24 protein-coding genes are annotated in these 24,296 nt (G+C 75.0%); 13 read left to right on the top strand and 11 right to left on the bottom strand.

Annotated features, from left to right (window positions below):
• Nucleotides 1-23: 23 nt before the first annotated feature.
• The gene (locus ACZ7JZ_RS08320) at nt 24-620 is read right to left on the bottom strand and encodes an MFS transporter (RefSeq protein ID WP_470935232.1); all 597 of its coding nucleotides are present in this window, start codon (nt 618-620) and stop codon (nt 24-26) included.
• Entirely contained in the window at nt 621-1,277 is a 657-nt protein-coding gene (locus ACZ7JZ_RS08325; RefSeq protein ID WP_470934673.1) for an MFS transporter, read from the bottom strand.
• A gap of 192 nt (nt 1,278-1,469) precedes the next feature.
• Here ACZ7JZ_RS08325 and ACZ7JZ_RS08330 point away from each other — a divergent pair, with 192 nt between their 5' ends.
• The 5 genes from ACZ7JZ_RS08330 to ACZ7JZ_RS08350 all read left to right on the top strand — a co-directional run bounded on the left by ACZ7JZ_RS08330 (nt 1,470) and on the right by ACZ7JZ_RS08350 (nt 7,778).
• Complete coding sequence (locus ACZ7JZ_RS08330; protein WP_470934676.1) at nt 1,470-2,519, top strand: LacI family DNA-binding transcriptional regulator; 1,050 nt, start codon at nt 1,470-1,472, stop codon at nt 2,517-2,519.
• 345 nt (nt 2,520-2,864) lie between these two features.
• Nucleotides 2,865-4,049: a thiolase family protein gene (locus tag ACZ7JZ_RS08335; protein WP_470934679.1), complete on the top strand. Its 1,185-nt coding sequence runs from the start codon at nt 2,865-2,867 to the stop codon at nt 4,047-4,049.
• Between the two features lie 204 nt (nt 4,050-4,253).
• Nucleotides 4,254-5,693, top strand: a complete 1,440-nt coding sequence (locus ACZ7JZ_RS08340) for an aldehyde dehydrogenase family protein (RefSeq protein ID WP_470934682.1) — start codon at nt 4,254-4,256, stop codon at nt 5,691-5,693.
• 131 nt (nt 5,694-5,824) lie between these two features.
• Nucleotides 5,825-6,202 (top strand): thioredoxin, encoded by a 378-nt coding sequence (gene trxA, locus ACZ7JZ_RS08345; RefSeq protein WP_470934685.1) that lies wholly within the window; start codon nt 5,825-5,827, stop codon nt 6,200-6,202.
• A gap of 139 nt (nt 6,203-6,341) precedes the next feature.
• On the top strand, nt 6,342-7,778 hold the full coding sequence (locus ACZ7JZ_RS08350; RefSeq protein WP_470934688.1) for a dihydrolipoyl dehydrogenase family protein: 1,437 nt from the start codon (nt 6,342-6,344) through the stop codon (nt 7,776-7,778).
• A 10-nt stretch (nt 7,779-7,788) separates the two neighbouring features.
• Here the strand turns inward: ACZ7JZ_RS08350 and ACZ7JZ_RS08355 are convergent, their stop codons facing one another.
• The gene (locus ACZ7JZ_RS08355) at nt 7,789-8,172 is read right to left on the bottom strand and encodes a VOC family protein (RefSeq protein WP_470934691.1); all 384 of its coding nucleotides are present in this window, start codon (nt 8,170-8,172) and stop codon (nt 7,789-7,791) included.
• A 25-nt stretch (nt 8,173-8,197) separates the two neighbouring features.
• The gene (locus ACZ7JZ_RS08360; protein WP_470935235.1) at nt 8,198-9,544 is read right to left on the bottom strand and encodes a phosphoribosyltransferase family protein; all 1,347 of its coding nucleotides are present in this window, start codon (nt 9,542-9,544) and stop codon (nt 8,198-8,200) included.
• Nucleotides 9,545-9,828: 284 nt separating this feature from the next.
• Between ACZ7JZ_RS08360 and ACZ7JZ_RS08365 the strand changes: the two genes are divergently transcribed.
• The gene (locus tag ACZ7JZ_RS08365) at nt 9,829-11,046 is read left to right on the top strand and encodes an RNA ligase (protein WP_470934694.1); all 1,218 of its coding nucleotides are present in this window, start codon (nt 9,829-9,831) and stop codon (nt 11,044-11,046) included.
• 1 nt (nt 11,047) lies between these two features.
• Nucleotides 11,048-11,962, top strand: a complete 915-nt coding sequence (locus ACZ7JZ_RS08370) for a phosphatase domain-containing protein (RefSeq protein ID WP_470934697.1) — start codon at nt 11,048-11,050, stop codon at nt 11,960-11,962.
• Between the two features lie 150 nt (nt 11,963-12,112).
• Here the strand turns inward: ACZ7JZ_RS08370 and ACZ7JZ_RS08375 are convergent, their stop codons facing one another.
• Nucleotides 12,113-12,427 (bottom strand): DUF2087 domain-containing protein, encoded by a 315-nt coding sequence (locus ACZ7JZ_RS08375; RefSeq protein WP_470934700.1) that lies wholly within the window; start codon nt 12,425-12,427, stop codon nt 12,113-12,115.
• 228 nt (nt 12,428-12,655) lie between these two features.
• Here ACZ7JZ_RS08375 and ACZ7JZ_RS08380 point away from each other — a divergent pair, with 228 nt between their 5' ends.
• Complete coding sequence (locus ACZ7JZ_RS08380) at nt 12,656-12,895, top strand: hypothetical protein (RefSeq protein ID WP_470934703.1); 240 nt, start codon at nt 12,656-12,658, stop codon at nt 12,893-12,895.
• A 7-nt stretch (nt 12,896-12,902) separates the two neighbouring features.
• On the opposite strand, the gene ACZ7JZ_RS08385 is transcribed toward ACZ7JZ_RS08380, so the two are convergent.
• From ACZ7JZ_RS08385 to ACZ7JZ_RS08400, 4 genes are all read right to left on the bottom strand, one after another.
• Complete coding sequence (locus tag ACZ7JZ_RS08385; protein WP_470934706.1) at nt 12,903-13,598, bottom strand: TetR/AcrR family transcriptional regulator; 696 nt, start codon at nt 13,596-13,598, stop codon at nt 12,903-12,905.
• Nucleotides 13,595-14,713: a saccharopine dehydrogenase family protein gene (locus ACZ7JZ_RS08390; RefSeq protein ID WP_470934709.1), complete on the bottom strand. Its 1,119-nt coding sequence runs from the start codon at nt 14,711-14,713 to the stop codon at nt 13,595-13,597. Before ACZ7JZ_RS08390 ends, ACZ7JZ_RS08385 begins: the two co-directional genes overlap by 4 nt.
• A gap of 170 nt (nt 14,714-14,883) precedes the next feature.
• Nucleotides 14,884-16,122 carry a methyltransferase gene (locus ACZ7JZ_RS08395; RefSeq protein WP_470934712.1) on the bottom strand — a complete coding sequence of 413 codons (1,239 nt, stop codon included), beginning with the start codon at nt 16,120-16,122 and terminating at the stop codon, nt 14,884-14,886.
• Between the two features lie 150 nt (nt 16,123-16,272).
• A complete protein-coding gene (locus tag ACZ7JZ_RS08400) occupies nt 16,273-16,644 on the bottom strand; it encodes a tetratricopeptide repeat protein (RefSeq protein WP_470934715.1) in 372 nt (123 codons plus the stop codon).
• 195 nt (nt 16,645-16,839) lie between these two features.
• Here ACZ7JZ_RS08400 and ACZ7JZ_RS08405 point away from each other — a divergent pair, with 195 nt between their 5' ends.
• The gene (locus ACZ7JZ_RS08405; RefSeq protein ID WP_470934718.1) at nt 16,840-17,805 is read left to right on the top strand and encodes a pirin family protein; all 966 of its coding nucleotides are present in this window, start codon (nt 16,840-16,842) and stop codon (nt 17,803-17,805) included.
• Between the two features lie 58 nt (nt 17,806-17,863).
• On the opposite strand, the gene ACZ7JZ_RS08410 is transcribed toward ACZ7JZ_RS08405, so the two are convergent.
• Nucleotides 17,864-18,193: a plasmid stabilization protein gene (locus ACZ7JZ_RS08410; protein ID WP_470934721.1), complete on the bottom strand. Its 330-nt coding sequence runs from the start codon at nt 18,191-18,193 to the stop codon at nt 17,864-17,866.
• A 238-nt stretch (nt 18,194-18,431) separates the two neighbouring features.
• Nucleotides 18,432-18,710, bottom strand: coding sequence for a GlsB/YeaQ/YmgE family stress response membrane protein (locus ACZ7JZ_RS08415; RefSeq protein ID WP_470934724.1), 279 nt, complete (start codon nt 18,708-18,710; stop codon nt 18,432-18,434).
• A 344-nt stretch (nt 18,711-19,054) separates the two neighbouring features.
• Here ACZ7JZ_RS08415 and ACZ7JZ_RS08420 point away from each other — a divergent pair, with 344 nt between their 5' ends.
• The 4 genes from ACZ7JZ_RS08420 (at nt 19,055) to ACZ7JZ_RS08435 (ending at nt 24,295) form a co-directional block, all read left to right on the top strand.
• Nucleotides 19,055-21,295, top strand: a complete 2,241-nt coding sequence (locus ACZ7JZ_RS08420; RefSeq protein WP_470934727.1) for a catalase — start codon at nt 19,055-19,057, stop codon at nt 21,293-21,295.
• Nucleotides 21,296-21,516: 221 nt separating this feature from the next.
• Entirely contained in the window at nt 21,517-21,876 is a 360-nt protein-coding gene (locus ACZ7JZ_RS08425) for a hypothetical protein (RefSeq protein ID WP_470934730.1), read from the top strand.
• Between the two features lie 169 nt (nt 21,877-22,045).
• Nucleotides 22,046-23,284 carry an aminotransferase class I/II-fold pyridoxal phosphate-dependent enzyme gene (locus ACZ7JZ_RS08430; RefSeq protein WP_470934733.1) on the top strand — a complete coding sequence of 413 codons (1,239 nt, stop codon included), beginning with the start codon at nt 22,046-22,048 and terminating at the stop codon, nt 23,282-23,284.
• Between the two features lie 153 nt (nt 23,285-23,437).
• Nucleotides 23,438-24,295 (top strand): glycosyltransferase family 2 protein, encoded by an 858-nt coding sequence (locus ACZ7JZ_RS08435; protein WP_470934736.1) that lies wholly within the window; start codon nt 23,438-23,440, stop codon nt 24,293-24,295.
• The last annotated feature ends 1 nt before the right edge of the window (nt 24,296 follow it).

Raw genomic sequence — 24,296 nt, forward strand, 5'->3', positions numbered from 1 at the left:
GGGCCGGTTCCTGCGCCCCGGCCTCACCGCACCGAGCGGATCGGCTTGACCGCGAGCGCGCCCGCGATCGACAGCACCGCCGCGAAGAGGAACAGCGCGGTGTAGCCGCCGCCGGCCGAGACGATCAGCGAGGCGATGAAGGGTGCCACGATCTGGGGCCCCGCATTGGCGATGTTGAGCACGCCCATATCGCGTGCGGCGTCCTGCGCGGCGGGCAGCACCATCGTCACCAGGGCCGTGTCCACGGCCATGTAGCAGCCGAAGCCCAGGCCGTTGACCACGGCGAAGGCCAGCATCGCGGTCCAGCTCGTGGACAGGGCCGGGATCAGCAGGCCCCCGGCCGACAGCAGCGCGGAGGCGCCGACGAACAGTTTGCGCCGGTCGTGGCGGTCGGAGAGCCAGCCGCCGAGGACCGTCGAGACCACCATCGCGATACTGCCCAGCGGCGCGAGCACCGCCACGGCCTGCTCCGGCTCCATCCCCTCGGGCAGCCGGGTGTGGTCCTGGAGGATGTACAGCTGGTAGCCCATGACGGCGAAGTAGCCGAGGACCAGCAGGGCGCGGCCGATGAACGCCCAGCGGAAGTCGTGCGAGCGCAGCGCGCCCGCGAAGGCCGCCAGCTACCGGCGCAGCGGCACGGGCGGGCGCGCGGGCAGCCGCTGCTCGCGGGTGCAGGCGGTGAAGAGCACGGCCCCGGTGGTGACGACCGCGCCGAAGACGAGGTAGCCGGTGCGGTACTGCTCCGAGTACGCCGCACCCAGCAGGGCGCCGAGCACGGAGCCGAAGGGGAGTCCCAGGCCGACGGCCGCGGAGGCGCGGCCGCGGGCGGAGACCGGCACCCGGTCGGGGACCACGGAGGTCAGGGCGGCCTGGTAGACGTTCATGACGGCCTGGCCCGCGCACCAGGCGATGGTGACGGTCAGCAGGGTGTCGGCGTACCCGAGCAGCAGCATCGCGGGTACGGCGAGCAGGCCGCCGCCCATGATCCAGGGGTTGCGCCGCCCGGAGCGGTCGGACAGGGCCCCGGCGACGGGGTTGAAGACGGTGGCGAAGACTGCGGAGACCCCTGCGACCAGGCCGAAATTGGACACCTTCGCGGCGGGGTCGATCTGTTCGACGTGCAGGGCGAGCAGGACGCCCGCGACGCCCGTGTACAGGGCGTACATCGCGGTGTTGGCGACCAGGAGCAGCGGGAGCAGCCCGCGCGCGGGGGCGCCGGGCTGGGGCGGGGAGGCGGCGGCCTCGGCGGTGCCGGCGCCGGGGGAGGAAGGGGCCACGGTGCCCTCCAGGGCAGGGGTCCGGGAGAAAGGGGGAGGCGGGGGCAAGGGGAAGGGGAGGAGGGAGGTCAGGGAGGGGCCGGAAGAAGGGGTGGTTACACGTGTCACTTACGCGTGTAACCACTGTCTAGCACCCGTTTCAGGCCAACCGCTAGACCCCGGTGCCCCCGGTTCTGGAAAGATGCGACGGCAATGTCCCAGTCACCCGAGCCGCAGGCCGCCGACCCGGCCGCCCCCGCCCCCGCGGCGGCCCCCGTACCGACCAGCGCGGACGTGGCCCGCCTGGCCGGGGTCTCCCGCGCCACCGTCTCGTACGTGCTCAACAACGCCGCGTCCGTCCGGATCAGCGAGCCCACCCGGCGCCGGGTCCGCGAGGCGGCCGAGGAGCTGGGGTACGTCCCGCACGCCGCCGCGCGCAGCCTGCGCGCCGGGCACACCCGGATCGTGCTGCTGCCCGCCCCGCACATCCCGGTGGGCCCGCTCTACAGCCGCTTCCTCAACGAGCTCCAGTGGGCCCTGCGCCGCCTCGACTACACCGTGGTCCAGTACGGCAGCCTGGGCCTGAGCGGGGACCAGGCCTCGCGCGCCTGGGCGGAGCTGCGCCCCGTCGCCGTGGTCTCCCTGGGGGAGACCGCCCTGTCCGCGCGCAACGTCGAGACCCTCAAGCGGGCCGGCGCCCGCGCCGTGATCACCCTCGGCCCCGACCGGGTGCCGGGGGCCCACTCCCTGGTCCTCGACCAGCGCGAGGTGGGGGTCCGCGCCGCCGCCCACCTGCTGGAGCGCGGCTACCGCCGGATCGGGGTGGTGGTGCCCGAGGAGCCGGGCTTCGAGATGTTCTCCGCGCCGCGGCTGGCAGGCGTGCGCGGCGAGGCGGAGCCCGCCGGGGCCCGGGTCGAGGCCCTCCCGCTCGCGTACGAGGAGGAGTCCGCGGCCCGCCTGGCCGCCCGCTGGCCCGCACTCGGGCTCGACTCCGTCTTCGCGTACAACGACGAGTACGCGATGCTCCTGATGCGCGCCCTCCAGGACGCCGGCGTCGGGGTCCCGCGCGACACGGCCGTCATGGGGGCCGACGACCTGCTGCTCGGCCGCCTGCTGCGGCCCCGGCTGAGCACCGTGCAGATCGAGATGCCCACGGGCGGACGCCTGGCCGCCCTGGTGGACCGCGCGGTCCGCGAACCCGCCCGGTCCGCCGTACACCTCGACCTGATGAGCGCCCGGCCGGTCGGGCGCGACTCGACCTGACGGCTGCCGGGGCGGGCTGCGCCCCGGCCCGGCGGCTGGCCGCCCAGGCTGGCCACCCCGTCGCCCGCCCCGGGGTGCATCCCGTACTGCCCCCCGCCTCCGTCCGGGCTTCTCTCGCCCCGGCCCCGCCCTGCCCGGCCCGCGGCCGTCCCGCCGCCCCCGTGACCGAGGGCGCGGGAGCGCGCAAAAGCGACGACCGAATGTCCGGTCGGGCGTTGACACGGTGTGCCGGACGGGCGGAGACTGCGGGCGCGCCCACCGGCGGCGGCCCACCGGCCGCCGCCCGGCAGGACGCGTCCGGCCGCCCGACCCGCACGGATCCGCCGATCCGCCCAGGAGACCCCGATGAGCATCCGCGACGTGTACATCGTCGACGCCGTCCGCACCCCCATCGGCAAGTTCGCAGGCGCGTACGCCGGGGTCAGGCCCGACGACCTGGCCGCGCACGTGGTCCGCTCCCTGGTCGACCGCAGCCCGGAGCTGGACCCGGCCCGCATCGACGACGTGGTCTTCGGCGACGCCAACGGCGCCGGCGAGGACAACCGCGACGTGGCCCGCATGGCCGTGCTGCTGGCCGGACTGCCCGTCAGCGTCCCGGGCGTGACGGTCAACCGGCTCTGCGGCTCCGGCATGGAGGCCGTCGTACAGGCCTACCGCGCCATCGCCCTCGGGGACGCCTCCGTGGCCGTCGCGGGCGGGGTCGAGTCGATGACCCGGGCCCCCTGGGTGGTGCAGAAGCCCGAGCGCGCCTACCCCGCGACCCACCAGCAGATGTGGTCCACCGCCCTCGGCTGGCGCATGACCAACCCCGCCATGCCCGAGGAGTGGACCGTCACCCTCGGCGAGGGCGCCGAACTGATCGCGGACAAGCACGGGATCACCCGCGAGGCGCAGGACGCCTTCGCCCTCGACAGCCACCGCAAGGCCGCCGCCGCCTGGTCCGCGGGGCTGTACGACGGCGAGGTCGTCCCCCTCCCCGGCGTGGACCTCGTACGCGACGAGTCCATCCGTGAGTCCTCCACCCCCGAGGCCCTGGCCCGTCTCAAGCCGGTCTTCCGGCCCGACGGCACGGTCACCGCGGCCAACGCCTCCCCGCTCAACGACGGGGCCGCCGCCCTGCTGCTCACCGACGAGGCCGGCCTGGCCGCCACCGGCCGCGAACCCCTCGCCCGGATCCGCGCCTCGGCCGTCACCGGCATCGAGCCGCAGCTCTTCGGGCTGGGCCCGGTCGAGGCCGTGCAGCGCGCCCTCGCCAGGGCCGGCCGCGGCTTCGCGGACCTGACCACCTTCGAGCTGAACGAGGCCTTCGCCGCCCAGGCCCTCGGCTGCCTGGCCCACTGGCCCGAGCTGGACCCGGCCCGGGTCAACCCGCGCGGCGGGGCCATCGCCCTCGGCCACCCGCTGGGCGCCTCCGGGGCCCGGCTCGCGGGCTCGGTGGCCCACCAGCTCGCCGCCGCCGGCTCGGGCACCGGCCTCGCCGCCCTGTGCATCGGGGTCGGCCAGGGGATCGCCCTGGTCCTGGAGCGCTGACGGAGGGCGGGGCGCCGCTGCGCCGCCCCGCCCGCTGTCCCGTGCGCTCCCCGCCCCCTCCTGCCCCCACCCGCCGCGGACGATCGTTTCAGGTCATCAACTGCCCGATAAGTGGAGGGATTTCGGCCCCGCCCGCTGAATAGCATGGCGCGCGTGCCCGGGCCCCCGCCCGGCCCGTGTGGAACCCGATCCGGAGGCTGCGCCATGCCCCTGCTCGACCCCGCCGCCTGGCAGGACGGCGCCCCGCTCACCGGCGGCCCGGCCCCCGTCACCGAACCCGCCACCGGCGCGGTCCTCGCCGAGATCCGGCTCGCCGCGCCCGCCGACGTGGCCGGGGCCGCCGCCCGCGCCGAGACCGCCCAGCGCGCCTGGGCCCGTACCCCGCACACCGCCCGCGCCGCCGTGCTGCGCCAGGCCGGGGACCTGTTCACCGCCCACGCCGAGGAGCTGAGCACCTGGCTGGTGCGGGAGTCCGGCTCGATACCCGGCAAGGCCGCCTTCGAACTGCACACGGCCGCCCAGGAGTGCTACGAGGCCGCGGCCCTCGCCTCCCGCCCGGCCGGCCAGGTGCTCCCCAGCGAGGCCCCCCGGCTCTCGTACACCCGCCGGGTCCCCGCGGGGACCGTCGCCGTCATCGCCCCCTTCAACGCGCCGCTCATCCTCGCCATCCGCTCCGCCGCCCCGGCCCTCGCCCTCGGCAACGCCGTCCTGCTGAAGCCCGACGCGCGCACGGCGGTCTGCGGCGGGCTGGCCCTCGCCGCGGTGTTCGAGGAGGCCGGGCTGCCCGCGGGCCTCCTGCACGTGCTGCCCGGCGGGCCCGCCACCGGACGGGCCCTGGTGTCCGAACCCCGCGTCCGCGTGGTCTCGTTCACCGGCTCCACCGCCACCGGCCGCGCCGTCGGCGAGGCCGCCGGGCGCGCCCTCAAGCGGGCCCACCTCGAACTGGGCGGCAACTCCGCCCTGATCGTGCTGCGCGACGCCGACGTGGCCGCCGCCGTCGGCCAGGCCGCCTGGGGCTCCTTCTTCCACCAGGGCCAGATCTGCATGACCGCCGGCCGCCACCTGGTCCACGAGTCCCTCTACGACGAGTACGTCGAGCGGCTCGCCGCCCGCGCGGACTCCCTCGCCGTGGGGGACCCGTACCGCGAGCAGGTGCACCTCGGTCCGCTCATCGACGCCGCACAGCGCGACCGGGTGCACTCCCTGGTCGGCGCCAGCACGGCGGCGGGCGCCAAACTCGTCGCCGGCGGCAGCCACCAGGGCCTGTGCTACCGGCCCACGGTCCTCGCCGCCGCCACCGACGACACCCCCGCGTACGCGCAGGAGGTCTTCGGGCCCGTCGCGCCCGTCCGCTCCTTCCGCACCGAGGACGAGGCGGCCGAACTCGCCGCCGCCGGCCCCTACGGGCTCTCGCTCGGCATCGTCACCCGCGACACCGCCCGCGGGCTCGACCTCGCCGACCGGATCCCGACCGGCATCGCGCACATCAACGACCAGACGGTCAACGACGAGGCCGTCGCCCCCTTCGGCGGTACGGGCGCCTCGGGGACCGGCGCCCGCTTCGGCGGGGAGGCCAACCTCGACGCCTTCACGGAGCTGCGCTGGACCACGGTGCGGCGCGAGCCGGCGGGGTACCCCTTCTGAGACGGGTACGGGGGCCCGTACCCGCGGCCCGCGCGGGGGCTCGTACGGTGGGCCCCGCGGAATACCGCGGGGCCGGCCGAGGTTGTCCGAGTCGGCTGAGCCCGCACACGACGAAAGAGGGACGACGCAACATGGCCACCGTAGAACTGACCAAGGACAACTTCGACGACACGGTCAGCTCGAACTCCTTCGTACTGATCGACTTCTGGGCGTCCTGGTGCGGTCCGTGCCGGCAGTTCGCCCCGGTCTTCGAGAAGGCCTCCGAGGCGCATCCGGACCTCGTCTTCGCGAAGGTGGACACCGAGGCCCAGCAGGAGCTCGCCGCCGCCTTCGAGATCCGCTCCATCCCCACCCTCATGATCATCCGTGACCAGGTGGCCGTGTTCGCCCAGCCCGGCGCCCTCCCCGAGGCCCTCCTCGAGGACGTGATCGGCCAGGCCCGCGCCCTGGACATGGACGAGGTCCGCGCCAAGATCGCCGAGGCCCAGGGCGACGCGGCGCAGTCCTGACCCCGGCCCGGGTGCCCGTACGGGCGGCGGCGCGGCCGTCCGGCGCCATGATGCGGCCGGGAGGCCCCACGGCCCCGACAGGTGGCCCCAGGGCCCCGACGGGCGTGCACGCCGCGCCCGCGCCCGCGAGACTGTCCCCATGACCCGAGCCGTGGAGTACGACGTCGTGGTGCTCGGCGGGGGACCGGCGGGCGAGAACGTCGCCGACCGGACCCGCGCCGCCGGACTGAGCACCGCCCTGGTGGAGAGCGAGCTCGTCGGTGGCGAGTGCTCGTACTGGGCCTGCGTGCCCAGCAAGGCCCTGCTGCGCCCCGCCCAGGCCCGCGCCGACACCCGCAGGGTGCCCGGCCTGGCCGCGGCGGCCGCCGCCCCGCCCGACCCCGCCGCCGTCCTCGCCCACCGGGACTGGTGGACCGGGCACTGGCAGGACGAGGGCCAGGAGGACTGGATCAAGTCCGTCGGCGCCCACCTCTACCGCGGCCACGGACGGCTCTACGGCGAGCGGAAGATCGCCGTCACCAGCCCCGAGGGCGAGCACCACGTCCTGGCCGCCCGGCACGCCGTGGTCGTCGCCACCGGCAGCCGCGCCGTCGTGCCCGACCTGCCCGGCGCGGCCGGCGCCCACGCCTGGACCAGCCGCGAGGCCACCTCCGCCCAGCACGTGCCCCCGCGGCTGCTCGTCGTCGGCGGCTCGGTCGTCGCCACCGAGATGGCCACCGCCTGGCAGGCCCTCGGCTCCCGCGTCACCCTGCTGGCCCGCGGCCCCGGCCTGCTGCCCCGGATGGAGCCCTTCGCCGGGGAGCTCGTCGCCGAGGGGCTGCGCGCGGCCGGCGCCGAGGTCCGCACCGGCACCTCCGTCGAGGCACTGGTCCGCGAGGGCGGCACCGGACCGGTCACCGCCGTCCTGCCCGGCGGCGAACTGCTCGAAGCCGACGAGCTGCTCTTCGCCACCGGCCGGGCCCCGCGCACCGACGACATCGGCATGGAGACCGTCGGCCTCGAACCGGGCGGCTGGCTCGACGTGGACGACAGCTGCCGGGTCCGCGGCAGCGACTGGCTGTACGCCGTCGGGGACGTCAACCACCGGGCCCTGATGACCCACCAGGGCAAGTACCAGGCGCGTATCGCGGGCGCCGCCATCGCCGCCCGGGCGGCGGGCACCGACCCGGCCGCGGCCGACCCCGCCCCCTGGAGCCCGTACGCCGCCACCGCCGACACCGCCGGCGCCCCGCAGGTGGTCTTCACCGACCCCGAGGCGGCCTCCGTGGGCCTCACCCTGGCCGCCGCCGAACGCACCGGCCGCCGCGTCCGCGCCGTGGACCACGACCTCGGCGCGGTCACCGGCGCGGGCCTGTACGCCCACGAGTACCGCGGCCGCGCCCGCATGGTCGTCGACCTCGACCGCGAAACCGTCCTCGGCGCCACCTTCGTCGGCCCGGGCGTCGCCGAACTCCTCCACTCCGCCACGATCGCCGTCACCGCGGAGGTCCCCCTCGACCGCCTCTGGCACGCCGTCCCCGCCTTCCCCACCATCAGCGAGGTATGGCTCCGGCTGCTGGAGTCCTACCGGGGGTGAGGCGCCCGGGTCAGGGTGCCTCGTCCAGGACGGACAGGACGTTGCCCGCCGGGTCCTTGAACCAGGCGATCGAGGGCATGCTCCCGTCGCCGCCGCCCACGATGCCGCGCTCGTCGGTCTCGAAGCCCTCGTAGCGTTCGAAGACCACGCCGCGGGCGGTGAGTTCGTCGACGGCGCGGACGAGGTCGGGGACGGGGAAGTTGAGGACCGTGAAGGTGGCGGGCTCGTGGTCGTCCTTGGGGTAGAGGAGGACGGTGGATCCGCCCGCGAGGCGGAGGAAGAGCATCCCGTTCTCCTCCGAGACGTCCAGGCCCAGGGTGGTGCCGTAGAACTCCCGGGCCCGGCCGAGGTCGTCGACCGAGTATCCGCTGAAGGCCTTGCTTTCCTCGAACATGGCGTGTCCCTTTCGTTTCGTCCGCTCAACCGCGGGGTGGTGGGGGAGGGTCCGGGAGGAGGTGGCGGGTGAACCAGTCCCGGGCCAGGGCGGCGGCCTGCGCGAGGGCGCCCGGCTCCTCGAAGAGGTGGCCGGCGCCGGGGACCACGGCCAGGCGGCTCTCGCAGTGCCGCAGCTCCGCGCGGGCGCGGCGGTTGAGGTCCAGGACCGCGCCGTCCCGGCCGCCGACGATCAGGAGGGTCGGCGTCCGGACCCGGCCGAGGTCCGGCCCCGCCAGGTCGGGGCGCCCGCCGCGCGCGACCACGGCGAGGGCGCCCGGGTCCGGGGCCGCCGCGGCCCGCAGTGCCGCGGCGGCCCCGGTGCTCGCCCCGAACCAGCCCGCCGGCAGGCCGGTGCGGTCGTGGAGCCAGGCGGTGGCGCGGGCGAGGCGGGCCGCCAGGGCGGCCACGTCGAAGACCGCGGCCCGGTCTGCCGCTTCCGCCTCCGCCTCCGCTTCGGTGAGCAGGTCGAACAGGAGGGTGCCCAGCCCGGACCGGTTCAGCTCGGCGGCCACCCGGCGGTTGCGGGGGCTGTGCCGGCTGCTCCCCGAGCCGTGGGCGAAGACCACCACGGCCCGCGCCCCGTCCGGCAGCGCGAGGTCACCGGGCAGGAGCAGGGCGTGCGGGGGCTTCCCGACGGGTACGCCGACAGGTACGCCGGCGGGCACCCGTACGTTCGTACCCCCGGCCCCGGCCCCGTCACCGGCCGCGCGTGCCAGCAGGGACAGGACCTCCGCGTCCGGGGTCTGGGAGAAGTCGCGGTACCACTCGCCCACCGTCCGGAAGGACGCCGGGGCGGACAGGCACACCACCTCGTCCGCGGGGCCGTGCAGCCGGGCCACGGCCTCCGGCGGGGCCACCGGTACGGCCAGGACGACCCGGGCCGCGCCCTGGGCCCGTACCAGCTCGCAGGCCGCCGCGGCGGTCGAGCCGGTGGCGATGCCGTCGTCGACGAGGACGACCGTACGGCCGGCCAGCGGCACCCGCGGCCGGCCCGCGCGCAAGCGCTGCGCCTGGTCCGCGAGGGCCTCCAGCGCGGCCCGCTCCACCTCCGCGATCCGCTCGGGCGCGGTCCGGCTGATCCGGACGACCTCCTCGTTGAGGATCCGCACCCCGCCCTCGCCGACCGCCCCGAAGCCCAGCTCGGGGCGGGCCGGCACGCCCAGCTTGCGGACCACGGCCACGTCGAGCGGGGCGCCCAGCGCACGGGCGACCTCGAAGGCCACCGGCACCCCGCCCCGCGGCAGCCCGAGCACCACCGGGTGCTCCGCGGCCAGGGGCAGCAGGGCGCGGGCCAGCCGCTGCCCGGCGTCCGCGCGGTCGGTGAAGATCAGCGCGTCCAAGCCGTTCACCACCATCCGGAGGGGCGGGAGGGGCGGGAGGGGGCCAGGGGTGCGGGTGCTTCCCCTTGCCTCACCCCCGCTTCGGATCGCATTCCCCTCCTTCGAACGAACCGCAGGTGCGGCCCGTCCGCAACCGGGGAGCGCGCGGCGGGCCGCCCTCCTTCCCAGCAGCCCCGTGTGACCTGCGGCTCTTCTCGCCGCCGCAGGCAAATTCGGTGTCGCCGGCCGCCGGCGCACGGGAGAATGGCGCATCGTCCACGGGAGGGGATCCACCCATGAGCCAGGCGACCCTGACTCTCCACGACCTGCTGCCGGCCCAGGAGCTGGCGGCGGCGCTCGATGCAGGCCACGTCATCCGCAAGCGGCACCCGCAGCTGCCGCTGTCCCTGTACACGTACACCCGCGCCTGCCAGTACGAGCGGATCTGGAACAGGGTCACGACCCGCTGCCGGGGCCTCGTCGCCGACGACTCCACCGGCGCCGTCGTCGCCCTCCCGCTGCCCAAGTTCTTCAACGTCGGCGAGCACGAGGCGCGCCAGCCGTACGCGCCCGCGCTGCCCGACGAGCCCTTCGAGGTCTACGACAAGGTCGACGGCAGCCTCGCCGTGGTCTTCCACTACGCGGACCGCTGGCACGCGGCCTCCAAGGGCTCCTTCACCAGCGCGCAGGCCACCTGGGCGCAGCGCCGCCTCGACGGCCGGGACACCTCCGCACTGGTCCCCGGGGTGACGTACCTCGCCGAGATCCTGTACCCGCAGAACCGCATCGTCGTGGACTACGGCGACCGCCGCGACCTGGTGCTGCTGGCCGCCTTCGGCGCCGACGGCGCGGAGGTCCCGCTCGCCCGCGCGGCGGCCGGCTGGGAGCCCCTCGGCTCGGTGGTGCGGGTGTGGCCCGCCATGCCCCTGGCCGAGCTGGTGAAGCTCACGGAGAACAACACCCTGCCCGACGGCACCGCCGCCACCGGCACCGACGCGGAGGGCTACGTCCTGCGCTTCGCCTCCGGGGTCCGCGCCAAGGCCAAGATCGCCGAGTACGTCCGGCTGCACAAGGTGCTCACGGGCGTCACCGAGCGCGACATCTGGCGCAGCCACGGCATCCAGCGGTTCGCCGACACCTCCGCCAAGCGCCTCGCCCAGGGGCTGGGCCTGTCGGTGGCCGAGCTCGGCGGGATCCGCAGCGCCGGCGGCCGCCCCCTGGACGCCCTGCTGGAGCAGGTCCCCGACGAGTTCGACACCTGGGTGCGCTCGGTGGTGGCCCGGCTGGAGGAGGAGTTCGCCCGCCTGGAGGGCGCCGTCGACGCGGCGTACACCTCGCTGGCCCACCTGGCCGCGGACCGGGGCGCCTTCGCCCGCGCGGCCAAGCAGCTGCCCGACCCGCAGCTGCGCGCGGCCGTCTTCCAGCGCCTCGACGGCCGGCCCACCGACCTGTTCGCGTGGCGCAGCATCCGGCCCGAGGCCTCCGACCCCTTCGCCACCGATGAGGAGAACTGAAGTGCCCACCGTCCACGTCATGACGGGGCTGCCCGCCTCCGGCAAGACCACCGCCGCCCGCCGCCTCCAGGAGGAGTCCGGCGGCCGGATGCGCCGGGTCAACCTCGACGACCTGCGCACCATGCTGGACCTCCCGGACCCCGAGGGGGGCCGCTCGCACGCACGCGAGCAGACCGTGCTGGCGATCCAGGACGCCGCGGTGTCCGCCGCCGTCGAGGACGGCTTCGACGTGGTCGTCGACAACACCCACCTCACCCCGCACATCCCCAAGCGGCTCAAGGCGGCCGTGGCGGGACGCGCCGAGTTCGCCGTGCACGACTTCACCGGGGTCCCGGTGGAGGAGTGCGTACGGCGCGACGCGGCCCGGGAGCGGCCGGTGGGGGAGGAGATCATCCGGATCCTCGCCGACAAGCACGCCAAGTCCCGCAAGGGCGGCTGGCAGTTGACCGCGGACTGGCTCAACGAGGTCCGCCCGGTGGCGCCCTACACCCCGGATCCGGCGCTGCCCGCCGCGGTCATGTGCGATATCGACGGGACCCTCGCACTGCGCGGGGACCGCGGCCCGTACGACTTCACGCGCTGCGACCGCGATCTGCTCAACCCCTCGGTGCGCGACGCGCTCCGGGCCTTCCGCGCCGCCGAGGGCGATGCGGTCGTCCTGCTGTCGGGGCGCAGCGAGGACCACCGGGCCATCACCGAGGAGTGGCTGGCCCGCCACGAAGTCCCGTACGACGAGCTGTGGATGAGGGCCTCGGGCGACGGCCGCGGGGACGACATCGTCAAGGCGGAGCTGTTCGACGCGCACGTGCGCCACCGGTACGCCGTGCGGGTCTCCCTGGACGACCGCGACCGGGTGGTCGCCGTGTGGCGCCGCATGGGGCTGCCGACCTGGCAGGTCAACTACGGCAACTTCTGAGCCGCGCGGGCGGCGGGGCCACGCGGGGCCCACGCGGCCGGGCCGCGCGGGCGGCGGGGCCCGGCCGCCTCGGGCGGAAGGGGTGGTGGTCCAGGTCGGCCGGGTAGGCGAGGCCGGCCGCCCGGTACACCGGCTCCGCCTGCCGGACGGTCAGCAGCCCGCCCGCTCCGCCCCGCACGCCGAGCCGGCGCGCCGGTACGCGCTGCCGTCCCGGGTACGGGTCAGGTGGCCGCTGATGACCAGGTAGCGGCGCAGGGCCGGGCTGTCGTCGTGGACGGTGCGCAGGGCCTGGTTCACCTCCGGCTCGGTATAGGTGCGGCCCTCTTCGAAGAGGGTCTGCGCCAGATGGGCGAGCAGCTGCTCGCGCCGGGCCGGACGGCGGGGAACGGACACGAGCCGCCCCTGCCGGAACAGGTCCTCGACTCCGCGGGACTGCGTGGTTCGGGTTTCGGTGTGTGGGGACATGGCCGCAGCCTGGTCGAGACGACCGGGCTGCGGCAACGTGTTTTCCCACGGGGCGGCCCCGCGGGATACGGGTGGTCCGCGGGATACGGGCCGGGCGCGGGTACGGGCGGGGGAGGGGCCGCGTACGGGCGGTGACCCAAGATCATCCCCGCTCGTTACGGCACTGTCCGCGTTACCCACCCCCTCGGGGCCGCCCTCGGAAACCGGCCCCCGAAGAGCGGAGACACCATGCGCCGCGTACTGGCCGGCAGCGCCCTGGCCCTCACCCTCCTGACCGCCGCGGGTGCGGCGGCCCACGCCGCCGACGGACCCTCCGGCGGAGCCGCGGCCGCCCCCGCGCAGGCCCCCGCGACCGTGGGCACGGCCCTCGGCCGGCCCGGCGCCTCCGAGGTGCGCCCCTCGGTCGGCCTGGCCAGCAACGTACCCGGCCGCCTCATCGACGAGATCGGCACCCGGCTGGCCAAGTGACGGTAGCTCAGGAGCGCTGTTGAGGTGGGGCGTTGAGCAGTTCGAGCGCCGTGCTCCGCAGCTGGGCGTCCGTACCGGCCGACCGGTGCGAGGCCACCCCCGAGCGGAACAGCGAGGCGCCCTCCACCAGCATCACGAAGGTCTCCGCGCGGGCCCGGCACAGCGCTTCCGGGGCGCCGGGGGAGCGCTCCGCGATGAACCGCGCCACGTGCCCGGTGTACGCCGCGTAGAACTCCCTTACGGCCGCGGCTGCCTCCTCCTCGCGCGCCGCCAGCGCCCACACCTCGGTGAACAGCCGCACCAGGTGCGGATCACCGTGGTCGGCGAGGAGTACGGAGTCCAGCAGTGCACCCGGGTCGGCCCGCTCCGCGCCGAGGGCGGCCGTCCGGGCGAGCGCGCCGGAGAGGATCCGGTCCAGCAGGGCGGCCAGCAGCTCGGGGCGGGAGGGGAAGTAGTACTGGAGGTGCCCGAGCCGTACCCCCGCCTCGGCGGCCACCCCCCGCATGGTCAGCTCGGCGCCGCCGCCGGCCGACAGGATCCGCTCGGCCGCCTCCAGCAGCTGCGTGCGGCGCAGCGAGCCCTTGGGGGTGGGGGCAGGGGTGGCGGTGGCGGGGCCGGTGGCCGGGCCCGCGGGCCCGCCGCCCCTGCCGCCGCCTTTGCCCGCGCCTGCGGAGGCGCCGCCCGTACGGCCCGCCGGGCTCATGCGGCCGCTCCCGCCGCGGCGTCCCGGTGCACGCCGTCCCGGTGTTCGCCGTCCCCGGTGACGGACAGCTCCACCCCCGCCGCCGCCAGGGCGGCGGGCAGCGCCCCGGGCACCGGGGTCAGCTCGGGGAAGGAGACCCCGGGCACGGCCGGGGCCCCGTCGGCGCCCAGGACCCGGCGCAGGCCCGCCAGCGCCCCGGCCGCGGTCAGGTGGGCCTGGCCGCGCGGGTCGCGGACGGTGGCCGTGAGCGTCCGGCCCGCGTGGGTGACGTCCACCCGCACCAGGGCCGTCCCGCCCGCACCGGGGGAGTACAGCAGGGCCCGGCGGGCCGGGGCCCAGCGCTCCCCGGAACCCCACCGGAAGAACCCGGTCCGCCGGACGGCGAGCAGGGCGCAGGTGGCCGCGCCCGAGCTGAACCCGATGCGCGTGGCCGCCGTACGCGTACCGAGGGCCAGCGGCAGCGTGAACTGCTCCGGGGTGTCGATCCGCGCCACCCGGGTGGGCTCGCCGCCGACCTCCACCGTCCGGGCGCCCGCCAGCGGCTGCACCAGCCGCCTGCGTCCCCCCTCGACCACCTCGAAGGCGATCCCGAGCCGGTCCATGAACTCCACCGAATCGGCGCCCGCCCGGTCCGCCGTGTCCCAGCGGACGGCCGTCTCGACCGTCTCCGCGCCGCCCAGGCGCGCGGCCAGCGCCGCGGCCGCCAGGCTGCTGACCCCGCCCATCCAGGCCGAGGACAGCAGGACCGGCGCCGTCGGCCGCAGGGTCGCCGCCAGGGCGGCCGCGCGCTGGAGCCGGGCCGTCCAGCGGGTGACGTCCACGTACGGCACCCCGCCCGCGACGGCCGCCCGCAGCACCCGGTCGTCGGGATCGTTGACGGCGGTGACCACCGCCCGTACCCCCGCCCGGAAGGGCTGGCCCGAGCCCAGGTCCCAGCGCCGCACCTCGCCGCCCAGCTCGCGCGCCAGCCCGGCCCCCCGCTCGGGGGTGCGCCCGGTCAGCAGGACGGGCAGCCCACCGGCGGCGGCCAGGCGGGCGAGCTCGGCGCCCACGGTGCCGTAGCCGCCGGCGATCAGGACGGGGCCGGCGGGGTCGTGCCGCAGTTCGTCAGTCATGGACCCGACTATAGGTCACACGACCCATAAAACTAGGTCTAGCGACCTAAACGGTGGACGAAAAAGAACCTCCCGCAGGCGGCTGCGCGTCTGCGGGAGGTTCCGGTGCCCGGTCGGGGCCGCGTCGGGGTTGCGGCCGGGTGGCGGCGGGGTCGCGGCGGGGGCGGGGCTCAGCGCCGCTTCACGGCCCGCAGGACCACGAACTTGCGGTCGCCCGCGACCAGTTCGCAGTTCCCGAAGAGCCGGCGCAGCTTCAGGTGGTAGCCGAGGTGGCGGTTGCCGACCACCCACAGTTCCCCGCCGGGCCGCAGGGCCTTCCGGGACTGCGTGAACATCCGCCAGGCGGTGGTGTCGGTCATCGCCTGGTGCGAGTGGAAGGGCGGATTGCTGAGGACCAGGTCCAGCGAGTCGGCGGGCAGGCCCGCGAGCCCGTCGCCGACCAGGAACTCGGCCGCGCCCACCGGCAGGTTGTGCCGGAACGTGGCCTCCGCCGAGGCCACCGCCTGGTACGACTCGTCGGTGAACACCAGGGCCGCGGCCGGGTTGGCCCGCGCCACCGCGGTCCCCACGACGCCGTTGCCGCAGCCGAGGTCGGCGATCCGCTCCGGCCCGCGGCTCTGCGGCAGGTGGGCCAGGAGGAAACGGGTGCCGATGTCGAGGCGGTCGGCGCAGAACACCCCGGCGTGGTTGGTCACCGTCAGCCCGGCGGCCGCGCCCTCGTCCGGGCCGAGGGTGTACACCAGCGGCCAGGGGCTGGCGGACGCCGCCTGCGGGACCGCGCCAGCCGCCGCTCCCTCCCGCGGCTGCGGGGTGCAGAACACCAGCCGCGCCTTCTTGGCGGCGAGGGAGGTCCGGGTCGGGCCGAGGATCTTCTCGAACAGCTTCAGCGTGGAGGTGTGGATCTCCTTCACCATGCCGGTGCCGATCACCACGGTGTCCGCGTGCACGTGCGGGGCCAGCCGGTACAGCTGGTCCTCCAGCAGGGCCAGGCTCTTGGGGATCCGTACCAGCAGGACGTCGATCCGGGCCGGCGGCTCGTCGCGGGTGGTCAGCAGCCGCGCCGCCGCGGGGTCCGCCCCGGCGCGGGCCAGATTGGCCGCCGTGGCCTCGCGGGTCAGGTACGAGTCGGTGACCTGGGTCAGGCCCGCCGCACCGGCGCCCGCGAGGGCCGTGACCAGCGCGCCCCAGCGGTCGCCGGACACGGTCACCTGCCGTCCCGCGAGCGCCACGGCCCCGGGCCCGGCGTCGCCCGCCTCCTCCCCGGCTTCTCCGGCGAGGTACCGCAGCAGGTACTCGTCGGCGGCGTCCCAGGCGCGCAGCCGGTCGCGGGGGTCCTCGGGGAAGCGGGTCAGGTCGAACCCGCCCCAGGAGGTCGTGAAACGGGTCTCGGTGGCGCCATCGCCAGTCATGCCAGTCATCGTGCAGCCAGGCTAACCGAGCACGGCGGCCCCGCCGCACCGCACCGCCCGGCGCCGGGACCGGCCCACGGGAACCGGGGCCGGAACCGGGCCCCGGCGGGGCGGCCCGCCGGGGCCCGCCCACCCCGCCCGTCTGCCCGTCTACCGGGAGGCGGGCCTCCCCAGCTCCGCGGCCTCCCCGTTCAGCGCCGCCGCGATCCGCAGGTACGGCACGGCCTCCCGGGCCCGGCCCTGCCGCTCCAGCGTCCGCCCCAGCATGAGCTGCGCGTACTCCTCCACCGGCCAGCGCTCCAGGATCGCGCGCAGCTCGGCCTCCGCGCGCCGCAGCTGCGCCGAGTGGTAGTGGGCGCGGGCGAGGAGCAGCCGCGGGGCCAGCTGCTCGGGGGCCCCGGCCGCCAGGCCCTCCAGGATGCGCGCGGCCGTGGCGTACTCCTTCGCCTCGAAGAACTGCTGGGCCCGCGCCCAGCGCTCCGCCGCCGTCCCGTGCTCGAAGTACGCCGTGCTCTCGCTCATCGCGCCCTGCACCCTTCCCGTCTGCCGTACGGACGGCGCGCAGTCCGCGCGCCGTTCTGCCCCCTCAACCCCCGCCCGGGGCACAAAATTCCACGCCCCCGTTCGCCGCCTCCCGCACGGAGCCGACGTGCCCTCCCTCCTCCTCCCGGCCCGGACACCCTCCACCCCGCCCCCGGCAGTACTACTTTGTCCCCCATGAGCAATCTCGATCGCCAGGCCTCGCTTTCGGTGTGCGGGGGCCGCGGATTCGTCGTCGCCGAACCGGTCCGGGAACTCCTCAGCCCGCGCCGCGTCCCGCTGGGGGAGTCCTCCGAGGTACGCCGCCTGCTGCCGAACCTCGGCCGCCGCATGGTCGGCGCCTGGTGCTTCGTCGACCACTACGGGCCCGACGACATCGCCGACGAGCCCGGCATGCAGGTCGCGCCCCACCCCCACATGGGACTCCAGACGGTCAGCTGGCTGCACGAGGGGGAGGTGCTGCACCGCGACAGCACCGGCAGCCTCGCGACCGTGCGCCCGCGCGAGCTCGGCCTGATGACCTCGGGCCGCGCCATCAGCCACTCCGAGGAGAGCCCCCGCCCGCACGCCCGCTTCCTGCACGGCGCCCAGCTCTGGGTGGCCCTGCCCGACGCCCACCGGCACGTGGAACCCCACTTCCAGCACCACGCCGAACTCCCGCAGGTCACCGCACCCGGCCTGACCGCCACCGTGATCCTCGGCTCCCTCGACGGCGCCACCTCCCCGGGTGCGACGTACAGCCCCCTGGTCGGAGCCGACCTCACCCTCACCGCCGGCACCGAAACGTCCCTCCCCCTCGACCCGGACTTCGAGTACGCAGTCCTGTCGATGTCCGGCGACGCCCACGTGGACGGCGTCCCCGTCCCCCCCGGCTCCATGCTCTACCTCGGCTGCGGCCGCACGTCCCTCCCCCTGCGCGCCTCCTCCGACACCAGCCTGATGCTCCTGGGCGGCGAGCCCTTCGAGGAGGAGATCGTCATGTTCTGGAACTGGATCGGCCGCTCCCACGAGGAGATCGCCCAGGCCCGCGCGGACTGGATGGAGGGCACCCGCTTCGGTGAGGTGAAGGGCTACGACGGCCCTCCGATCCCGGCCCCGGAACTCCCCCCGACGCACCTGAAGCCACGGGGGAGGGTGCGCTGACCTGTCGATTCGTTCGGAGGGCCGCGAGGTCAACGCCTGAGCGCCCGCTCCCCGGCGGTCAGTGGCCGAGGGCGTTCTTGAGCTGTTGCTTGGTCATGGTGGAGCGGCCGTCGATGCCGCGCTTCTTCGCCTCCTGGTAGAGGTCGTCCTTGGTGCGCTCGGAGGAGCTGCCGCCGCCACGGGACTTCTCGCCGCCGTGTTGCGGGGCGGACTTTCCCCGGGTGGAACTGCGGCTCGCGGTCTTGCTCTCCCCTGACCGGGCGCGTTCCTTGTTCACCGTGCGGGAGGCCATCTCCTTCGCCCGGTCCTCCGACATGCCGCGCTTCTGGGCCGACTCCTTGATGTGTTCGTACTGGCGCTCCCGCTTGGGGCTGGAACCTCGGGGCATGACGCACCCCTTTCATCGGCGGTGTGGTGCCACGGTCATGGTGCGCGTACCCCGATCCCGCCGCACCTCACGCATGAGTGCGGCTACCGGGCGGCCCCACGCGGGAGCAGTCGGCGAACTGCGAAGCGGCGGAGCCCGGGTGTCCGGGCCCCGCCGCCCCTCTGCCCGTTCGAGGGCCCAGGCCGGTCGGTGCGGCCGGCGCCGGTGAGGACGTCGACGCAGTCCAGGGCAGCCGCAATCACGCGTGCCGGTGAGAGCGCCGGCCTCCGACGGCCAGCCGGTAGAGGGCCAGGAGTATGACGGAGCCGATGATGGCGGCGATCCAGGTGGAGAGGTCGAAGAAGCCGTCGATGGAATCGACGCCGAAGATGACCTTGCCGAGCCAGCCTCCGAGGAGGCCTCCGGCAATGCCGATGAGCATGGTGATGATGATGCCGCCGGGGTCCCTGCCCGGCATGATCGCCTTGGCGATGAGGCCGGCGAGCAGTCCGATGAGAATCCACGCAATGATGCCCATGATGCCTTTCCTGCTTCGTGAGAGGCCGAGGTCGAGTCGCTTCTGCGCAGGGGGCGCGCTTTCAAACGTGCGTAGGAGCCGCGGCAGTGCGCGTAGGTGCGGGGTCCGGCCGCCGATGGTGTCCCGCGGCCGCCGAAGACGAGACCCGGAGGCCCGGTTCGTCGGCCCGGTACAGGGCACGCGCAGGGTGGGGGACCACATGCCCGCCCCCGCGATCCGCGAGCGCGACGACGGAAAGAGCAGGACGACCACGGGCCTCTGCCGCAGCAGATCGGCGCCGTCGAACTGCTCTTCCCCTCCTGATCCGACGTCTCGCGGGAGCCCGCCACTTTTGGAGATACGCGATGACCACGAAGCACAACTCTGGAGGGTCGGAGTCGGAGGGGAACGGGGTGCCCGGCAAGCCGGGACCGGTGTCCCCGGCCGTGGCAGAGCCGACGCGGCCCGCTGAGCCCCTCCCGCCGAAGGCGGACCAGGAAGGCCCGGAGACCGTGAGCCCCACCGGGCAGGCCACCGGGGCGGACCAGGCGCGCATGGAGCAGAGCGGCGCCTACCTCACCACCGCCCAGGGGGCACGGCTCCACGACACCGACCATTCGCTGAAGGCCGGGCCGCGGGGGCCTGTCCTGCTCCAGGACCACCACCTGCGCGAGAAGATCACACACTTCGACCACGAGCGCATCCCGGAACGGGTGGTGCACGCGCGCGGCGCCGCGGCCCACGGAGTCTTCCAGGGCTACGGGACCGCAGGCGAGGTGACGCGTGCCGCCTTCCTGGCGAAGGACGTGGAGACACCCGTGTTCGTCAGGTTCTCCACGGTCCTCGGCTCGCGCGGCTCGGCCGACACGGTGCGCGACACACGCGGCTTCGCGACGAAGTTCTACACCGACGAGGGCACCTTCGACCTGGTCGGCAACAACATTCCGGTGTTCTTCATCCAGGACGCGGTCAAGTTCCCGGACATCATCCACGCGGGCAAACCGCATCCCGACCGGGAGATCCCGCAGGCGCAGAGCGCGCACGACACCTTCTGGGACTTCGTCTCGCTCCACACCGAGGCGACGCACCACACGCTGTGGAACATGTCCGACCGCGGGATCCCCCGGTCCTACCGGATGATGGAGGGCTTCGGCGTCCACACGTTCCGCCTGGTCAACGGGGCCGGCGAAAGCGTACTGGCGAAATTCCACTGGAAGCCGAAGCTGGGAGTGCACTCCCTGGTCTGGGAGGAAGCCCAGCTGATCAGCGGGACGGATCCCGACTTCCACCGCCGGGACCTCTTCGACGCCATCGAATCCGGCGCCTTTCCGCAATGGGAGCTGGGCATCCAGGTCTTCCCCGACACCCCGGAGCAGACCTTCGAAGGCATCGACCTCCTCGACCCGACGAAGATCGTCCCGGAGGAGCTCACCCCCGTCCAGCCCATCGGGCTCATGACCCTCAACGCCAACACCAAGAACTACTTCGCGGAGACCGAGCAGGTCGCCTTCCACCCCGGGCACCTGGTCCCCGGAATCGACGTCACCGACGACCCGCTGCTCGCCGGGCGGCTCTTCTCCTACCTCGACACCCAGATCAGCAGGCTCGGCGGGCCCAACTTCGGGCAGATCCCGATCAACCGGCCGCACGCCCCCGTCAACGACATGCTCCGCGACGGCATGCACCAGACCGCCGTCCACACCGGAGTCGCCCCCTACCACCCCAACAGCCTCGACGGAGGCTGCCCCTTCCTCGCCGGAGCCGACACGGGCGCCTTCGTCGAGACGCCGGTGAAGGTCCCGGCGGCGAGCAGGGTCCGTGAAGCGCCCGCCTCGTTCTCGGACCACTTCAGCCAGCCGCGGCTGTTCTGGCTCAGCATGACCCCGCCCGAGCGCGAGCACATCATCGCCGCGTACACCTTCGAACTGAACAAGTGCTACGAGCAGGCCGTCAAGGAACGGACGCTCCAGGTCCTGGCGAACATCGACCCGCAGCTGTGCGAACAGGTCGCCACCGGACTCGGACTGCCGGCACCCGCGGCCACCGGGCCGCTCGCCGAGCCCGGTCCCAGCCCGGCCCTCTCCCAGACGGGCGGGACCTGGCCGACCGACGGCCGCGTCATCGGCATCATCGCCGACGCGGAAGCCGACCTGGACGGCGTACGGGCCGCCAGGCAAGCCGTCCTCGACGCGGGCATGGTGCCCCTGGTCATCGCCCCCACGGGCGGCACCCTCGACCCCGACGGCGATCCGATCACCGTCCAGCGGACCTACGCCACGGCCCGCTCCACCGAAGTCGACGCCGTCCTGCTCGCCGGTGTGCCCCGGGCGGGAGCGGACGCGTACGGCGCCCGCGACGCCAAGGCCGGCACCGCCCGGCCCCCGCAGGCCGCCGACCCGCGCGTGCTGCTGCTCGTCACCGAGGCGTACCGGCACGGCAAGGCCATCGGCGGCTGGAACGGCGTACGGCAACTCCTCGAAACGGTCGGCATCACAGCAGAAGACCCGGGAATCGCCCTGGCGGAGGAAGGCACGGCCGCCGTAGAGACCGTTGCCGCATCCCTGGCCGGGCACCGGGCCTGGGACAGGTTCCCGCCGGCTGTCTGAGGGGACAGCTGCCGGGGACGACGGGCACGGGCCCACCCGTGAGTTCACGGCGGTGGGCCCGTTCCCGTCGGCCGGTGCTCCGCAGATCGCCAACGTGGCGGGGTGCCCTTCGGTACGGAGCGCGGGAGCCGTCAACACCCGTGCCCCGGTTCCGTGACCTTGCTGCGGGTGCCGGCGTTTGCGGGAAGCCGACTGCGGCACCGAACGGGCAGGAGGCGTACATGGAGTGGGCGAGCAGCTTCCACACTGAGAGCAGCATCCTCGGCATCACCGTGTGGGAGCCGGTGGGCACGGAACGGCGGGCCGCTGTGGTCCAGGAGATCGACGAACTCTTCGACGAGCACCATCCCGCCGCGCTGGTGGTCACCCTGGGCCCGGCAGCAGGCTCCGCCTCGACGGTCTCCGTCGTCCTGCGGCTGGCCCACCACTGTGCACGGGCGAAGACCGCCATGGCAGCGGCCGCGCCCTGCCCCGCGGTCCGCGCCCTCATCCGGAGCAACGAGCCGTCCCTGCCCGTCCACAGCTCGTCCGAGGAGGCGCTGCGCGCCGTGCACGTGCTCATCCGCTCCCGGCCCCGGTAGCGCCCACCGCGGTCGAGTGCCGGCAGGCCCTCCCCGTGCGGGTCCGTGCAGGCTTCGGGTTGGGGCGCGGTGGGCGGCGGCCAGACGCGGGAAAGCGCCTCCAGCACCGGTGCCCGCGACTGGTCCATGGCCCGTTCCCCTATTCCCTCCGACGGCAGACAGCCCGCGTGTGCAGGGCGCGCACGGGGTCCTGGAGCGGGCCCAGGAGCTGATGGCGGACGCCGTCGGGGCCGAGCGGGCGTTCTTCTCCACCTGCGGCAGCTCCCTGTCCGTCAAGACCGCCATGCTGGCCGTCGCGGGCCCGGGCGAGAAGGTCCTGATCTCGCGCAACGCCCACAAGTCCGTGATCGCCGCCGTGATCGTCAACGGCGTGGACCCGGTCTGGGTGCACCCCCGATTCGACGCCGAGCGCCACCTCGCGCACCCGCCGCAGCCCGACGACGTACGCGACCGGCTGCGCGAGCACCCCGACGCCAAGGGGATGCTGCTGATCACCCCGACCGACTGGGGGACCTGCGGGGACATCCGCGCCACCGCGCGCGTCTGCCACGCCGCGGACGTGCCGCTGATCGTGGACGAGGCCTGGGGCGCGCACCTGCCCTTCCACGACGGGCTGCCCGCCTGGGGCATGGACCACGAGGCGGACCTCGTGGTCACCAGCGTCCACAAGATGGGCGCGGCCGTCGAGCAGAGCTCCGTCTTCCACCTCCAGTACGACCGGATCCCGCCCGAGGTCCTCGCCCAGCGCGAGGACCTCCTCGGCACCACCAGCGCCTCCAGCCTCGTCTACGCCACCCTGGACGGCTGGCGCCGCCAGATGGCCGAGCACGGGCACGAGCTCCTCGACGCCGCCCTGCGACGGGCCGCACGCATCCGCTCCCAGATCCGGGACCTCACGGGCCTTCCCGTCATGGACCGCGAGCTCGTCGGGGCGGGCCTGGCCGCCGACCTCGACCCCCTGAAGATCGTCATCGACGTACGGCCCCTGGGGATCAGCGGCATGCAGGCCGTCGAGTGGCTGCGCACCCACCGGCACGTCGACGTGGGCGGCTCGGACACCTGCCGGATGAGCCTGTCGATCACCATCGCCGACGACGACGAGACCGAGCAGACCCTGCTCGCCGCGCTCCGCGCCCTGGCCGAGGCGGCCTCGGGGGACGGGCCCGGGTCCGACGGGTTCGGTCCGCGCACCGGGGTGCGGCTCCCGCAGCCCCCCGCGCTGGAACTCGAGCAGGCGATGCTGCCGCGGGACGCGTTCTTCGCCGCCGCCGAGCACCTGCCCGCCGACCGGGCGGCGGGCCGTACCCCGACGTCCCCGCCCTGGCCGAGGCGATCGCATCCGCCCGCGGGCTCAGCCGGCGGGCATGCCGCGAGCGGGCCGAGGCCTTCTGCTCCATCGACCACATGACGGACGGCTACGAAGCCCTCTACGAGGAGCTGCTGGCGTGATCGGCTACTACGTCCACCACCAGGGCCTGGGCCACCTCCACAGGGCCCTGTGCATCGCGGGGGAGGCCCGCTCCGCCGTCACAGGCCCGTCCAGCCTGGACGCTCCGCCGGAATGGCCCGGCCCGTGGGTGTCCCTCCCCCTGGACACCGGTGCAGGAGCCGGTGCCGGTGCCGCGGACGACACCGGGGCGCAGGGGCGCCTGCACTGGGCACCCCTGTCCCACGAGGGCTACGCCGCGCGCATGGCCGCCGTCGCCGCCTGGATCGGCCGGACGCGCCCCTCGCTGCTGGTGAGCGACGTCTCCGTCGAAGTGGCCTGCCTGGCCCGCCTCATGGGCGTGCCCGTCGTCGTGGCCGCCATGCGCGGTACCCGCCTCGATGCCGCGCACCGGCTCGGCCACGACCTCGCGCTGCACCTCCTCGCCCCCTGGCCGTCCAGCGCACCGGAACCGGGCTGGCCGGCGCACTGGTACGCCAAGACCGTGTACGTCGGCGCCTTCTCCCGGGCCGACGGCCGCCGACCGGTACCCCGCCCGCTCGGCGGACCGCGACGCGTCCTGCTCATGCTGGGAGCGGGCGGCTGCGGCATCACGGCGGAGCAGGTGCGCGCGACCCCGACCTCTTCTGGTCCCTCTCCTTCGCCCTCACCGCGGACACCTGGCGGCGCATCGGGGGCTTCTGCGAGGAGTACGACGGCTACGGCGGCGAGGACACGGACTTCGCGCGCCTCGCGCACGCCGCCGGAGTGGAACTGTGCTGGCTCGGCGGAGCCCCGGCGTACCACCAGTACCACCCCGTGCAGGACCCGCCCGTACAGCACCTCCACGACATCCTGCGCAACGCGGCCCTCTTCCACCGGCGCTGGGGCGAGTGGCCCATGCAGGGCTGGCTGCACGCCTTCGCCGGTCTCGGCCTCGCTCACCAGGACCCCGGCACGGGCGACTGGCAGGCGACCGCCACACGCTCCTGAC

The organism is Streptomyces sp. NPDC038213 (assembly GCF_055600495.1).